12 protein-coding genes and 1 pseudogene are annotated in these 13,964 nt (G+C 64.6%); 4 read left to right on the top strand and 9 right to left on the bottom strand.

Translation table 11 applies throughout. From position 1 onward, the window contains the following. Positions 1–27 precede the first annotated feature (27 nt). The gene (locus OEJ36_RS03855; RefSeq protein WP_263400451.1) at positions 28–780 is read right to left on the bottom strand and encodes a DUF975 family protein; all 753 of its coding nucleotides are present in this window, start codon (positions 778–780) and stop codon (positions 28–30) included. Positions 781–961: 181 nt separating this feature from the next. On the opposite strand from OEJ36_RS03855, the gene sbcB reads away from it, so the two are divergent. Next, positions 962–2,392: an exodeoxyribonuclease I gene (gene sbcB, locus OEJ36_RS03850; protein ID WP_263400450.1), complete on the top strand. Its 1,431-nt coding sequence runs from the start codon at positions 962–964 to the stop codon at positions 2,390–2,392. A 58-nt stretch (positions 2,393–2,450) separates the two neighbouring features. Here the strand turns inward: sbcB and mvaT are convergent, their stop codons facing one another. Then, on the bottom strand, positions 2,451–2,828 hold the full coding sequence (gene mvaT / locus OEJ36_RS03845) for a histone-like nucleoid-structuring protein MvaT (protein WP_184492153.1): 378 nt from the start codon (positions 2,826–2,828) through the stop codon (positions 2,451–2,453). A 311-nt stretch (positions 2,829–3,139) separates the two neighbouring features. Here mvaT and purU point away from each other — a divergent pair, with 311 nt between their 5' ends. Together purU and OEJ36_RS03835 are read left to right on the top strand one after the other, a co-directional pair. After that, entirely contained in the window at positions 3,140–3,991 is an 852-nt protein-coding gene (purU, locus tag OEJ36_RS03840; RefSeq protein ID WP_021218048.1) for a formyltetrahydrofolate deformylase, read from the top strand. 36 nt (positions 3,992–4,027) lie between these two features. Further along, complete coding sequence (locus tag OEJ36_RS03835; RefSeq protein WP_263400449.1) at positions 4,028–4,204, top strand: hypothetical protein; 177 nt, start codon at positions 4,028–4,030, stop codon at positions 4,202–4,204. Positions 4,205–4,352: 148 nt separating this feature from the next. On the opposite strand, the gene OEJ36_RS30545 is transcribed toward OEJ36_RS03835, so the two are convergent. Both OEJ36_RS30545 and OEJ36_RS30540 read right to left on the bottom strand, forming a co-directional pair. Then, positions 4,353–5,117: a methyl-accepting chemotaxis protein gene (locus OEJ36_RS30545; RefSeq protein WP_411860966.1), complete on the bottom strand. Its 765-nt coding sequence runs from the start codon at positions 5,115–5,117 to the stop codon at positions 4,353–4,355. 93 nt (positions 5,118–5,210) lie between these two features. After that, positions 5,211–6,230: pseudogene (locus OEJ36_RS30540) on the bottom strand (cache domain-containing protein); the annotation flags it as partial. Between the two features lie 117 nt (positions 6,231–6,347). On the opposite strand from OEJ36_RS30540, the gene OEJ36_RS03825 reads away from it, so the two are divergent. Continuing rightward, the gene (locus OEJ36_RS03825) at positions 6,348–7,838 is read left to right on the top strand and encodes a DUF853 domain-containing protein (RefSeq protein WP_263400447.1); all 1,491 of its coding nucleotides are present in this window, start codon (positions 6,348–6,350) and stop codon (positions 7,836–7,838) included. Positions 7,839–7,899: 61 nt separating this feature from the next. Here the strand turns inward: OEJ36_RS03825 and OEJ36_RS03820 are convergent, their stop codons facing one another. The 5 genes from OEJ36_RS03820 to OEJ36_RS03800 all read right to left on the bottom strand — a co-directional run bounded on the left by OEJ36_RS03820 (position 7,900) and on the right by OEJ36_RS03800 (position 13,731). Continuing rightward, a complete protein-coding gene (locus OEJ36_RS03820) occupies positions 7,900–9,375 on the bottom strand; it encodes an inorganic phosphate transporter (protein WP_263400446.1) in 1,476 nt (491 codons plus the stop codon). 154 nt (positions 9,376–9,529) lie between these two features. Further along, a complete protein-coding gene (locus OEJ36_RS03815; protein ID WP_021218042.1) occupies positions 9,530–9,727 on the bottom strand; it encodes a hypothetical protein in 198 nt (65 codons plus the stop codon). Between the two features lie 312 nt (positions 9,728–10,039). Beyond that, complete coding sequence (gene mapR / locus OEJ36_RS03810) at positions 10,040–11,449, bottom strand: GntR family transcriptional regulator MpaR (RefSeq protein WP_184492158.1); 1,410 nt, start codon at positions 11,447–11,449, stop codon at positions 10,040–10,042. A 77-nt stretch (positions 11,450–11,526) separates the two neighbouring features. Then, entirely contained in the window at positions 11,527–12,945 is a 1,419-nt protein-coding gene (gene ccoG / locus OEJ36_RS03805) for a cytochrome c oxidase accessory protein CcoG (protein ID WP_263400445.1), read from the bottom strand. 354 nt (positions 12,946–13,299) lie between these two features. Further along, entirely contained in the window at positions 13,300–13,731 is a 432-nt protein-coding gene (locus OEJ36_RS03800) for a hypothetical protein (RefSeq protein WP_263400444.1), read from the bottom strand. Positions 13,732–13,964: the final 233 nt, after the last annotated feature.

Genomic DNA, 13,964 nt, shown 5'->3' with positions numbered 1-13,964 from the left:
GCCGCTGGGCGGGTCGGCAAGGCGGGATCACTGCGGCGGCGGCAGCACACCGAAGATGGTGCGGTAGAGGATGCCCACGGCGATGATGAACATCGGGAAGGTCCAGACCAGGCCGATGCCCAGCGGGATCGCGCTGACCATCATGATCAGCGACAGCACCAGCATCAGGCCGAAGACCTTGAACCAGCGCTGGCTGATGGCTTTGCGCGAGGCTTCCAGGGCCTGCCACGGCGACAGCTTGCGCTCTACGGCCAGGGGCAGGGCGAGCAGGTAGGCGACGCCCAGGTAGATGCCGGGGAGCAGCAGCAGGAAGAAGCCGACGTAGATCAGTACGGCCATCAGGATGCTGAGGATGAACAGCGGCACGAACAGGCCGAAGTTGGCGAACACTTCGTTGAAGTTCAGCGGCTGGCCGGCGGCCTGGCGGATGCCCAGCAGGTAGATGCCACCCAGCAGCGAGGCGCAGAGGCCGGAGGCGATCAGGCCACCGACGATCGGCAGCACGGCGGCCATCACTTCACCGCCCAGGGCGCCGATGAGGCCGAAGACGAAGCCGAACAGCAGGCCCAGGGTCTGGCTGGCCACGCCGTACACCAGCATGGCGCCGATGATCATGCCCTTGGAGCCTTTGACCCGCTGCCAGGATTCGTTGACGACGTCGCCGATGTTGAAATCGTAGCCACGGGCCAGGGCGGCCTCGATGCTCAGGGCCTGGGTGTCGGTGGACTCGACCAGGGCGCTCTGGGGCGCGGAATAGGGGTTTTCGGGGATGCCTTGCATGGTCGCTTCCTTGTGAGTCGGTGCAGGAGGCGCGGGCCCGGGTCGGGCATGGCGCGAGCGCAATATTTTCGGGCGTCGGCGCGACGAATTCAATCGGCTGCGTCACTGTTTCGCGTATTGGTGGTCGGTGGCCGCTCGCCTTCGGGTGATAGACTCCGGCCCCTTGGCCATAGGAGGCAACGTGACTTCCAGCATCTTCTGGTACGACTACGAAACCACCGGCATCAACCCCCGCAGCGACCGCGCCATCCAGGTGGCGGGCATCCGCACGGACGAGGCGCTCAACGAAATCGAGCAGCCGTTGAACATCTATTGCCGGCCCAGCGACGACATCCTTCCCCACCCGGCGGCCTGCCTGGTCACCGGCATCCTGCCGCAGACCCTGCGCGAGAAGGGGCTGGACGAAGGCGAGTTCATCACCCGCGTGCACGCCGAGCTGTCCCGCCCGGGCACCTGCGGCGCCGGCTACAACACCCTGCGCTTCGACGACGAAGTGACCCGATACAGCTTCTACCGCAACTTCCACGACCCCTATGCGCGGGAGTGGCAGGGCGGTAACAGCCGCTGGGACCTCATCGACACCATGCGCACCGCCTACGCGCTGCGCCCGGAAGGCATCGAGTGGCCCACCGAGGAGGGGCGGGTGTCGCTGCGCCTGGAGCGCCTGACCGCCGCCAACGGCATCGACCACGGCCAGGCCCACGAGGCGCTGGCCGACGTGCGCGCGACCATCGCCCTGGCGCGGCTGGTGCGTGATCGCCAGCCACGGTTGTATGACTTCCTCTTCCAGTTGCGCAGCAAGCACAAGGTGCAGGAACAGATTCGCCTGTTGCAGCCGCTGGTACATATATCGGGTCGCTTTTCGGCGGCGCGGCATTATTTCTCCGTGGTATTGCCACTGGCCTGGCATCCGAAAAACCGCAATGCACTGATCGTCTGCGACTTGTTATCCGATGTATCGCCGTTGCTGGATCAGGATGCTGAAACTCTGCGCCGTCGCCTCTATACACGGCGTGATGAGCTGGCCGAAGGGGAAATACCGGTCCCGTTGAAACTCCTGCATATCAATCGCTGCCCGGTAGTGGCGCCCCTTAGTGTGCTGCGGCCGGCCGACCAGCAACGCCTGCAAGTGGACTTGGCCGCCGTCCAGGAAAGCGCCCGGCAACTTGCCGAATTGCGTGGGCAATGGCAGGACAAGTTGCCTGCCATCTATGCAGAGGAAGCCTTCCCCGGAACCGAAGATCCGGAGCAGCAACTCTATGATGGTTTTATCGGTGACCGTGACCGGCGGCTGTGCGAACAAGTACGGAATGCCGAGCCGCTTCGTTTAGCCCAGGAACCCTGGCCGTTCGATGATGTGCGGTTGCCGGAGTTGCTGTTCCGTTACCGCGCGAGAAACTTCCCGGACACGTTATCCCCCGCCGAGCGGGATAAATGGATCGCTTTCTGCCGTGGTCGCCTGAGTGACCCGGCCCTGGGGGCGCCCAATACACTGGCGGGCTTCGAGCAGGCGATGGCGGAGCTCAGCGCCACGGCTACGCCGGCCCAGCTGGCCATCCTCCAGGCCTGGTCCGAACATGCCACGGAGTTGCGTCAGCGTTATGGCCTTTGAGTTTCTCCGGGCAATAAAAAACGCCAGCTGATGCTGGCGTTTTTTTAACCCGTGGCAATTAGCCCAGCAGGGTGGCCCAACCTTCAACGGTGTCGGCGCCCCACTTGGCTTTCCACTCTTTCAGCGTCTTGTGGTTGCCACCTTTGGTTTCGATAACTTCACCGGTGTGCGGGTTCTTGTATTGCTTGACCTTGCGAGCACGCTTGCTGCCAGTAGTCTTGGCGGCGGCACGCGGGGCCTTGGAAGTTTTGGAGTCCGGATCGAGCAGGGCGATGATATCGCGCAGGGACTTCTGGTATTCACCCATCAGGGCGCGCAGTTTGCCTTCGAACTCCAGCTCTTTTTTCAGCTTGTCGTCTTGCGACAGGTTCTTCAGGCGTTCTTGCAGTTCTTTGATGGCTTCTTCGGTAGCGCGGTATTCGTTGATCAGCGACATGTCTGAGTCCCTTGTGAAAATGGTGATGGCTGGCGATGGCTGAGTGTCAGGGATAATAGTCAGCGCGTTAATACAAGTAAACATGCAGGAAAAGTTTTGTCGGGATTATTTTTAAAATAAGTCGATGTTTGAATTAATCCCTGTTCACAACCGGGCCAAACCAAGGATTGGAACTTGCGTGCGTCATCGGCGGCGAGACCGGAGTTGCGGGCTCGCTTGCGGGGCGACGGGAAGTTCAATGGAGCTGCTGAAACTTTCACGGTGTGTGGCTAGAATGACCGCCTTTTGCGAAGTCTCTGGAGTTTTCCCCCATGCGCACATTTCGTCTGGTGATCGCCTGCCCGGATGGTGTTGGCATCGTAGCCAAGGTCAGCAATTTCCTGGCTACCTATAACGGCTGGATCACCGAGGCGAGCCACCACTCCGACAATCAGAGTGGCTGGTTCTTCATGCGTCACGAGATTCGCGCCGATTCGCTGCCGTTCGACCTGGACGGGTTCCGCCAGGCTTTCGCGCCCATCGCGCGTGAGTTCTCCATGGAATGGCGCATCACCGATTCCTCGGTGAAGAAGCGCGTCGTGCTGATGGCCAGCCGTGAATCCCACTGCCTGGCCGACCTGCTGCACCGCTGGCACAGTGGCGAGCTGGATTGCGAGATCCCCTGCGTGATCGCCAACCACGACGACCTGCGCAGCATGGTCGAGTGGCACGGCATCCCTTACTTCCACGTCCCGGTGGACCCGAAGAACAAGCAGCCGGCGTTCGAGCAGGTCTCGCGCCTGATCGACGAGCACAAGGCCGACAACGTGGTGCTGGCGCGCTACATGCAGATCATTCCGCCGGACCTGTGCCAGAAGTACCGCCACCAGGTGATCAACATCCACCACAGCTTCCTGCCCTCGTTCATCGGCGCCAAGCCGTACCACCAGGCCTCGCTGCGCGGCGTGAAGCTGATCGGCGCCACCTGCCACTACGTCACCGAGGAACTGGACGCCGGCCCGATCATCGAGCAGGACGTGGTGCGCATCAGCCACCGCGACAACATCGAAGACCTGGTGCGCCTGGGCAAGGACGTGGAGAAACTGGTGCTGGCGCGCGGCCTGCGCTACCACCTGGAAGACCGCGTACTGGTCCACGACAACAAGACCGTGGTATTCGACTGATCCATCGGGCGCTCGCAGCGGCGCCGGGAGGCCGGCATGACCGATCCACGCAATCGCGGCACCTCCAGCCCACCGCCGACCCTCGGCGAAGGCTGTGTGCGCCGCTACGACCCCGATGAACTCACCGACGAGAACGGCACCGAATTCCCCGGTGCCGCCGAGTTGTGGGAGCAGGTGAAGCAGCAGCCGGATGACGAGGGCGAGTCCTCGTAGGAGGGGTTGCGCAGCTCGATCCCCGGGCTGAAGCCCGGGCTACGCACTGCTCGCTCCTGGGACGCGCTCATCCTGTCGAGTCCTCGGCTCGAATCGTCAAATGAAAAAGGCGCCCGCAGGCGCCTTCTTCTTTTTCAGCGAAGCCCGATCAGATGCGGAAACTGTCCACCAGGTGCTTCAGGCGCGCGGCCTGCTGTTCCAGGTCGGCGCAGGCGCGCAGGGTGGCCTGGAGGTTTTCCACGCCTTCCTGGTTGAGCATGTTGATCTCGTTGATGTCCACGTTCAGCGACTCCACCACCGAGGTCTGTTCCTCGGTCGCGGTGGCCACGGACTGGTTCATCCCGTCGATCTCGCCGATGCGCTGGGTCACGCTGGAAAGGCGCTCACCCGCCATGTTGGCGATGGTCACGCTCTCCTCGCTGTAGCGCTGGCTCTCGGTCATGGTGTTGACCGCCTCGCGGGCGCCCACCTGCAGCTCCTCGATCATCTTCTGGATTTCCTGCGCCGACTCCTGGGTGCGGTGGGCGAGGTTGCGCACCTCGTCCGCGACCACGGCGAAGCCACGGCCCGCCTCGCCGGCACGGGCGGCTTCGATGGCGGCGTTGAGCGCCAGCAGGTTGGTCTGCTCGGAGATGCCCTTGATGACCTCGAGGATCTGCCCGATGTTCACCGTCTTGCTGTTCAGGGTCTCGATGTTGCCGCACGAGGCGCGGATCTTCCCGGACAGGTCGCTCATCGCCACGATGGTCTTCTCCACCACCTGGCGGCCGTCCTCGGACTGGTTGCGCGCATCGGAGGCCTGGTGCGAGGCATCGGCGGCGTTGCGGGCGATCTCCTGGGCGGCGGCGCCCAGCTCGTTGATCGCCGCGGCCACGCTGTTGGTGCGCTGGGCCTGCTCGTCGGAGTTGCTCATCGACGAGTTGGAGGCCGACAGCACCAGCTTGGCCACCTCGTTGACCTGGCGGGTGGTGGCGGAAACCTCGCGGATGGAGGAGTGGATGCGCTCGACGAACTGGTTGAAGGACTGCGCCAGCTCGCCGAACTCGTCCTGGGAGTGCACGTCCAGGCGGCGGGTCAGGTCGCCCTCGCCCTGGGCGATGTCCTGCATGGCACGGCCCATCAGCAGCAGCGGCTGCATCAGCACGCGGATCAGCATGCCCAGCAGGGCGATGATGATCACCACCGCGATGACGGTGACGATGACCGCCGAGGTGCGGAACTCACGCAGCATCGAGAACGCCTCGGCCTTGTCGATGGACAGGCCGATGTACCACTTCACCGTCGGCAGGCCCTTGATCGGGGCGAAGGTGAGGATGCGCGCCTCGCCATCCAGCTCGGCCTCGGAGAACTCGGTGCTGATGCGCGGCGTGTTCCTGGGGTAGATGTCCGCCAGCTTCTTCATCACGAAATCCTTGTTCGGATGAACCAGGATGGTGCCGTCCTCGCTGACCAGGAAGGCGTAGCCCATGCCCTGGAAGTCCAGCGAATTGACGATCTGCTGCAGCGTCTGCAGGCTCAGGTCGCCGCCCACCACACCCTTGTCCCCGGCGGGGGTGGCGATGGTCATGATCAGCGCACTGGTGGCAGCGTCGATATAGGGTTCGGTCAGGGTGGTGGCGCCGGCGGCCATGGCGTCCTTGTACCAGGGGCGGGTGCGCGGGTCGTAGCCATCGGGCATGGCGCTGTCCGGGCGCATGGTGAAGGAGCCGTCGGAGCTGCCCAGGTAGGTGAAGGCGAAGGTCGAGGCCAGCACCTTCTGTTCCAGCAGCGAGGTCACGGATTCGGCTTCGGCGTGGCGGGAGATGTTCTGCGCCACGTTCTCCACCAGCAGAATCCGGCCCGAAAGCCAGTTCTGGATGTTGCTGGCGGTCACGTCACCCATTTCCTTCAGGTAACTCTCCAGGTCGTCTCGGATCGCATTCCGTTGCAGGTAATCGTTGTAGAGCGTGAATAGCGAGAACGCCGCTATCACTACCAAAGAGGCGGCCAGCAGGATCTTGTGGCTGAACTTCAGGTTCTTGGTCATGTTTTCTTGCGTCCGATTGATGCAGGTACCAGTCTTGGCGGGTCGCCGGTTTTTCTTAACGGATCCGGCGTTGAACACTGTGTCGGTACAGAACCAGTAAAGCTTGAGGATGGCGAGATGCCTGCATCCAGTTCGATAATTCTTGGCGCTGACCCTTCCGGCCAGCCGATCGCCCAGGCACTGCGCCTGGCCAACCGCCACGGCCTGGTGGCGGGGGCCACCGGCACCGGCAAGACGGTGACCCTGCAGCGCCTCGCCGAAGCCTTCAGCGACGCGGGGGTGGCCGTGTTCGCCGCCGACATCAAGGGTGATCTCTGTGGCCTCGGCGCTGCCGGCGCGCCCCAGGGCAAGGTCGCCGAACGCATCGCCTCCATGCCCTGGCTCGGGCACCAGCCCAAGGCCTATCCGGTGACGCTGTGGGACGTGGCCGGCAAGAGCGGCCACCCGCTTCGTACGACACTCAGCGAAATGGGCCCCCTGCTGCTGGGCAACCTGCTGGAACTCACCGACAGCCAGCAGGCGGCCCTCTACGCTGCCTTCCAGGTGGCCGACCGCGAAGGCCTGCTGTTGCTCGACCTGAAGGACCTCAAGGCCCTGCTCAACCACCTGCGTGACCACCCCGAGCTGCTCGGCGAGGACCGCGCCCTGTTCGCCGGTGCCTCCGCCCAGGCCCTGCTGCGGCGCCTGGCCACTCTGGAGCAGCAGGGCGCCGACGCCCTGTTCGGCGAGCCGGCCCTGCAACTGGAAGACATCCTCCACCCCGACCGGGACGGCCGTGGCCGCATCCACCTGCTCGACGCCAGCCGCCTGGTGCACGAGGCACCCAAGGTCTACGCCACCTTCCTGCTCTGGCTGCTGGCCGAGCTGTTCGAGCAACTGCCCGAGCGCGGCGATGCCGACAAACCGGTTCTGGCGCTGTTCTTCGACGAGGCACACCTGCTGTTCGCCGACACCCCGCGCGCCTTGCAGGAACGCCTGGAGCAGGTGGTGCGGCTGATCCGCTCCAAGGGCGTCGGCGTCTACTTCGTCACCCAGTCCCCGAGCGACCTGCCGGATACCGTCCTCGCCCAGCTCGGCCTGCGCATCCAGCATGGGCTGCGCGCCTTCACCGCCAAGGAGCAGAAGTCCCTGCGCGCAGTCGCCGACGGCTTCCGCCCCAACCCGGCGTTCGACAGCCTGGCCGTGCTCACCGAACTGGGCATCGGCGAAGCCCTGGTGGGCACGCTGGAAGAGAAGGGCACGCCGGCCATGGTGCAGCGCGTGGCCATCGCCCCGCCGCAATCGCGCATCGGGCCGCTGAGCGAGGCCGAGCGTGCCGAGCTGGTGCGCACCTCGCCCCAGGCCGGGCGCTATGACAAGCCCATCGACCGCGAGTCCGCCTACGAAATCCTCACCGCCCGTGCCGCCGATGCGCCCGCCGCCCCGGCCACCAAGGGCAAGGCCGCGCCCGCCGAGGCCGAGTCCGGTTTCGCCGGTGCCGCTGGCGAACTGCTGGGCAGCCTCGCCAGCCAGGCGATGAAAACCGCTGTGCGCCAGGCCGCCAACCAGCTGGGCCGGCAACTGGTGCGCGGGCTCATGGGCTCGTTGCTGGGCGGCAAGCGCCGTTGACTGCGGATTCGTCGCAACGAAAAAGGGCGCCGGAAGGCGCCCTTTTTCATGGCTGCATGACTCAGACGATGAACTTGGTCGAGAGCCAGAACAGCGCCGCGGCCAGGGCCATGGAGGTGGGCAGGGTCAGCACCCAGGCCAGCAGGATGTTGCGCACCGTGCCGCCCTGCAGGCCGCTCTTGTTGGCGACCATGGTGCCGGCGACGCCGGAGGACAGCACATGGGTGGTGGACACCGGCAGGCTGTAGATGTTGGCCAGGCCGATGGCGGCGGCGGCGGTGATCTGCGCGCTCATGCCCTGGGCGTAGCTCATGCCCTGCTTGCCGATCTTCTCGCCGACGGTGAGTACCACGCGCTTCCAGCCGACCATGGTGCCGATGCCAAGGGCCAGGGCCACCGCCAGGATCACCCAGAAGGGCGCGTACTCGGTGGTGGCGGTCAGGTCCTTGCGCAGCTTCTCCAGGTCCGCCTTCTCGCGAGCCGGCAGGTCGGAGAGCTTGCCCACCTTCTTCGCGGTGTCGTCCAGGCAGAGCAGGTAGCGGCGGGTCTCGACGCGAGTTTCCTCGCTCATGTCGCTGTAGCTGGCCACGCCCTTGAGGTTGGTCAGCAGGCCGTCGATGGTCGCTTCGGTCTGTTTCGGATCGCAGCGGAACGCCTGGGGCATCTCGCTGATGTTGCCGCCTTTGCCCAGGGCCAGCATCTCGCCGAGGGTATCGGTGTGGCGCTGGTAGAACTGGCTCAGGTGAGTGGCGGCATCACGGGTGCGTTCGATCTGGTAGGTGGTGCTGTTCAGGTCGAGCACGAACTTGGCCGGGACGATGCCGATCAGCACCAGCATGATCAGGCCGATGCCTTTCTGGCCGTCGTTGGAACCGTGCACGAAGCTCACGGCCATGGCCGAAAGCACCAGCACCAGGCGGTTCCAGAAGGGGGGATGCTTCTTGTCGTCGACTTCCTTGCGGGTCTCCGGGGTCTTGTGCATCTTCGACGCCGGGTAGAACCACTTAAGCGACAGCAGCAGCAGCGCCGCGACCATGAAGCCGGCGGCCGGGGAGAAGATCAGCGACAGGCCGATATCGATGGCCTTGCCCCAGTTCACGCCTTCGCCCAGGGGCAGGTCGGTGATCATCGCGTTGGCCAGGCCGACGCCGAGGATCGAGCCGATCAGGGTGTGGGAGCTGGATGCCGGGATGCCCAGGTACCAGGTACCGAGGTTCCAGGTGATGGCCGCCGCCAGCAACGAGAACACCATGGCCAGACCGTGGCCGGTGTTGACGTTGATCAGCAGCTCCACCGGCAGCAGGTGGACGATGGCATACGCCACGCCGACGCCGCCCAGCAATACGCCGAGGAAGTTGAAGATGCCGGAGAGGACCACAGCGCGGTAGGGCGACATGGCCTTGGTGTAGATAACCGTGGCGACCGCGTTGGCGGTGTCATGGAAACCGTTGATGAACTCGAAGGTCAGGACGAATGCCAGGGCGAGCAACAGGCTCACGACCAGCCAGGCATCAAGCCCGCTGAAGAGATCGAACATGAAGGTTTAGTGACAGGCTGGTTAGGGGGCGCGAATTATGCCAGAAATCCGGCCCGCGCCCAGCGCCCGACTGCCGATCGGTACCTGATGGCACTGCGGCATGGCGGCGCAGCCCAGTAAAACCGGGCTGCGCGACGCATTGTTCGAAATCGTTTCAGCTGTTCTGGCCGAGCTCTTTCTCGATCTTCTGGATCTCGCGCTCGAAGGCCTGGTCCAGGTAGTTCGAGCGTTTGCGCCAGGGCTTGCGCTCGGGGTCCGGTTGCGCGGCATAGGTGGTTACTTCGCCGCCGTAAACATCCTTGAATCGTTTTTCCTGGCGCTCGAGTTCGGCGCGCAGTTCGTCTTTCGTCACGTAGTGATCCGCTTCGTCTGATAGAGGTCTTGAATGAGTTTCCGGCGATGGAAGGCGCGGGGCCTTCTGCAACTTTCGCCTGTCATGGAGTTGGCCGAATGGCCGTCTTCCATTGTCTTCACGACTATCCCGGTCGTGTTCGCCGCACTGCCGCAAGCCAGGCATGCCGCGCCTTGCGCGAATTACCGGAGAACTTGGGGAGGGGCGGCGAAGTATATAGGGAAATTCACCAGAAGCTCTATCGAATAGAAAGCCGAACGCACGACGAGTTCAACTTTCGTTGCACTCGCCGTGCACTTCCCTGGTGCACACTCAAAGGCTGCGGATGATACGCCCGAGTGTTTCCATGGCCTGTTCGCTGCGCGTCGTCCAGGGGTGGCCGTAATTCAACCGCGCGCAATTGCTGAAACTTCGCGTGGCCGAGAAGATCGGCCCGGGCGCGATGCTGATGCCCTGGGCCAGGGCCAGCTGGAACAGGCGCAGCGAGTCCACTTGCGCAGGGAACTCCAGCCACAGGAAGTAACCGCCATCGGGCCGGCTGACCCGGGTCTGCTCCGGCAGGTGGCGTGCCACGGCCGCCAGCATCGCGTTCTGCTGGCTCTCCAGGGCATAGCGCAGGCGCCGCAGATGGCGGTCGTAGCCGCCGTGCTGCAGGTAGTCGGCGATGGCGGCCTGGGCCGGCACCGAGGCGGAGATGCTGGTCATCAGCTTCAACCGCTCGATCTCCCCGGCGTAGCGCCCGCCCGCCACCCAGCCCACCCGGTAACCCGGTGCCAGGCTCTTGGAGAACGAACTGCAATGCATCACCAGGCCCTCGCTGTCGAAGGCCTTCACCGGCTTGGGCGCCTGCTGGCCGAAATACAGCTCGGCGTACACGTCGTCTTCGATCATCGGCACCTGGTACTGCTTCAGCAGCTCGGCCAGGCGTCGCTTGCGCGCTTCGGTAAGGCTCGCGCCCAGGGGGTTGTGGAAGTTGCTCATGAACCAGCAGGCCTTGATCGGCAACTGCTCGAGGCTGCGTTCCAGCACCTCCAGGTCGATGCCCTCGCGCGGGTGCACGGGGATTTCCACCGCCTTCAGCTTCAGCCGCTCCAGCACCTGCAGGCTGGCATAGAAGGCCGGCGACTCGATGGCCACCAGGTCGCCCGGGCGGGTCACCACCTGCAGGCACAGGTTCAGCGCTTCCAGCGCGCCGTTGGTGATCACCAGCTCCTCGATGGGCAGCGGCAGGCCGCCGACCATGTAGCGCAGGGCGATCTGCCGGCGCAGGCCGTGGTTGCCCGGGGTCATGTCGGAGACGGTGGAGCGCGGGTCCATCTCCCGCACCGCATGGGACATGGAGCGCGCCAGGCGTTGCAGGGGGAACAGCTCGGGGCTGGGGAAGGCCGAGCCGAAGGGCACGGTGTCCGGGTCCTTGATGGAGCTGAGCACCGAGAACACCAGCTCGCTCACGTCCACCTCGGTGGTGGCCGCCTCGCGGACGGGCACCTCCGGTTCCTGCAGCGGGCGCTGCACGTGCTGGCAGACGAAGTAGCCGGAGCGCGCACGCGCGATGATCAGCCCGCGGCTCTCCAGCAGGTAATAGGCCTGGAACACGGTGGAGGCGCTGACCCCGTAGGTGCGGCTGGCGTGGCGCACCGAGGGCACCTTCTCCCCCGGTGCGAGCACGCCGGTGCGGATCAGCTCGGCGATCTCGTCGGCGAATTTCTCGTAGCGCTTCATCTTGTCCTGCGGGTGGGCGGCCTGGGCCGCCCACTCTAAGCGCTGCGTCGGGCCGCCGCCACAGGTGCCGTCCATGCTCAACGGTGGGGGCTGACGAAGGTGCTGTCGGCGCTGGCGCTGGCCGCATCGCCGTCCAGGCTGGTGAGGCGGAACACCAGTTCGCGGGAGCCGCCGCCCAGCGCGTCGTCTTCCTGGGCCACCGAAACCGGCAGCTCGAGGATCTCGCCCGCCTCGATCTTCACCTCGGCCGGTGCCTGCAGGCGCAGGCCCTCGCCCTCGGCCAGCTCCAGGCGGTAGCGGTGGGCGAGCTGGGTCTTGTTGATCAGCTTGAGGTTGTAGATGTTCTCGATCTCGCCGGCGGCGTTCTCGCGGAACATGCCCCTGTCCTTGATCACGTCCATGGAGATTTCCGAGCGCGCCGCCAGCAACCAGCCGAACGCGCCGATCATCAGCACCAGGGCGGTGGCGTAGCCGATCAGGCGGGGGCGCAGCAGGTGGGTATGGCCGCCCTCCAGGGCGCGCTCCGAGCTGTAGCCCACCAGGCCACGGGCATAGCCCATCTTGTCCATCACCGAATCACAGGCGTCCACGCAGGCCGCGCAGCCGATGCAGGCGATCTGCAGGCCATCGCGGATGTCGATGCCGGTGGGGCACACCTGCACGCACACCGTGCAATCGATGCAATCGCCCAGGCCCTGGGCCTTCGGGTCGACACCTTTCTTGCGCGCCCCGCGGGACTCGCCCCGGGCGGCATCGTAGGAAACGATCAGCGTGTCCTTGTCGAACATCACGCTCTGGAAGCGCGCATAGGGGCACATGTGGATGCACACCTGCTCGCGCATCCAGCCGGCGTTCACGTAGGTGGCGGCGGTGAAGAACAGCACCCAGAACAGCGAAATGCCGCCGGCCTGCAGGGTCAGGATCTCGGTGGCCAGTTCACGCACCGGGGTGAAGTAGCCGACGAAGGTCACGGCCGTGGCCAGGCTGATGGCCAGCCACAGGCCGTGCTTGGCCAGGTTGCGCAGCACCTTCTCCACGCCCCAGGGGGCAGCGGCCAGCTTGATGCGCTGGTTGCGATCGCCCTGGGTGCGCTGCTCGACCCACATGAACATCCAGGTCCACACGCTCTGCGGGCAGCTGTAGCCGCACCACACGCGCCCGGCGAACACCGTGATGAAGAACAGCCCGAAGGCACAGATGATCAGCAGCCCCGACAGCAGGATGAAATCCTGCGGCCAGAAGGTCGCGCCGAAGATATAGAACTTGCTGTCCTCCAGGCTCCAGAGCACGGCCTGGCGGCCATCCCAATCGAACCAGAGGGTGCCGAAGAACAGCAGGCACAACAGCCCGGCACCGAGCAGGCGGAAATTGCGGAACCGCCCGGTGAAGCTGCGGGTGTGGATCGGGGCACTGGAGGCATAAAGGGACTTGCTGGCGGCGGCGGGGCGACTCGGTTGGACGACCTCTACCTGCCTGACGGGAATCATCTCGCTCATGATGCTGGCCTTTTGGGCTATGACGGCGAGGCGGACTATAGGGAGAGGCTGATACTGGAAACAGATTCAGGTGATGGGGCAAAAACCATATCAGATGGGCAGCGATGGCCGTCTGGCCCGCAAGGCGCGTGGTTTCTGGCGGGGCGCGGGTGCGCCCTGCGCAAAGCGCGGCAATCGGTCGCGGGCTAATTACCGGTGCAGCGCCTCGCCCCACTCGCTACAGCTCTGTATTCGTGTTGAGAGCGCTGGTGGCCGTCCCGGAATTGGCTCCCGGCAGAAGCCGGGCACGGCCTCGCCCGCAAGGAGCGGGGACGTCGTCAGGATGACCCCAAAGGCAGGTGCTGCGGCTACCCGTCACTCACCCGGCGAAACCGGAAAGCCCGGTGGCTGCGCGGGGAAGCGCTCGACAGGGAGCACCTGGTCCTTTCCCGCCCAATACAGCAGACCGTCGGGCTCGTACTGAAGGGGGATATCGCACCTCTTCATGAAGAACCCTTGGCAGTAGATTTCAGAGGCCTGCGCCGGGTAGGGCTCGAATACGAACCTGTAGGTTCTTTCTTCGCCCGATCCCTTGATGCTGTAGGTGATGGATGGGTCCGGCTTGTCGCCTGTCAGCAGGATTTTCCGGGACGACTTCGGCTCGATGATTTCGCAGGTCGGCACTGTCTGGTTCAGGTTGCAGACCTCGATGCGTGCGTCGCTGTTGTTGAACAGGATCATTTCGACCAGAAACGAGCATCCCGACAGGGCAAGCGTGGCGGCCAGTACGGCGAGCAGTCTGAGCATGGGGAGTGTACGCATCCGTGGTGGTGGTCTTTCATCCTTGGAGCAGGGCGGCGGTTCACAGCGTTTGTGTACCGTCAGAAGCTGCGGATTTCACCTCGCCACTGAACGCCACGCAACCACCTTGTAGGGGCGATTTCAATGGCTCTGTCTGCGTTAAGTGTTGCTAGAGGATTTGAGCCCAGCTGATTGCCGAGCTCTGGTGATGTTTCTGGTTTCGCCCACCCGGGCGAGTC

It is taken from the genome of Pseudomonas sp. PDM13 (genome assembly GCF_025685765.1).
Taxonomy (GTDB): domain Bacteria; phylum Pseudomonadota; class Gammaproteobacteria; order Pseudomonadales; family Pseudomonadaceae; genus Metapseudomonas; species Metapseudomonas solani.
Note: the sequence above shows the minus strand (reverse complement) of the source record. Positions and strands in the feature narration are given on the sequence as shown.

Excerpts from the sequence above, each read along its gene's own strand:
- mapR (WP_184492158.1), bottom strand. The coding sequence starts at position 11,449 with ATGAAGCGCTACGAGAAATTCGCCGACGAGATCGCCGAGCTGATCCGC.
- OEJ36_RS30545 (WP_411860966.1), bottom strand. The coding sequence starts at position 5,117 with ATGAGCAACTCCGACGAGCAGGCCCAGCGCACCAACAGCGTGGCCGCG.
- OEJ36_RS03825 (WP_263400447.1), top strand. The coding sequence starts at position 6,348 with ATGCCTGCATCCAGTTCGATAATTCTTGGCGCTGACCCTTCCGGCCAG.
- purU (WP_021218048.1), top strand. The coding sequence starts at position 3,140 with ATGCGCACATTTCGTCTGGTGATCGCCTGCCCGGATGGTGTTGGCATC.
- OEJ36_RS03835 (WP_263400449.1), top strand. The coding sequence starts at position 4,028 with ATGACCGATCCACGCAATCGCGGCACCTCCAGCCCACCGCCGACCCTC.
- mvaT (WP_184492153.1), bottom strand. The coding sequence starts at position 2,828 with ATGTCGCTGATCAACGAATACCGCGCTACCGAAGAAGCCATCAAAGAA.
- OEJ36_RS03855 (WP_263400451.1), bottom strand. The coding sequence starts at position 780 with ATGCAAGGCATCCCCGAAAACCCCTATTCCGCGCCCCAGAGCGCCCTG.
- ccoG (WP_263400445.1), bottom strand. The coding sequence starts at position 12,945 with ATGAGCGAGATGATTCCCGTCAGGCAGGTAGAGGTCGTCCAACCGAGT.
- OEJ36_RS03820 (WP_263400446.1), bottom strand. The coding sequence starts at position 9,375 with ATGTTCGATCTCTTCAGCGGGCTTGATGCCTGGCTGGTCGTGAGCCTG.
- OEJ36_RS03800 (WP_263400444.1), bottom strand. The coding sequence starts at position 13,731 with ATGCTCAGACTGCTCGCCGTACTGGCCGCCACGCTTGCCCTGTCGGGA.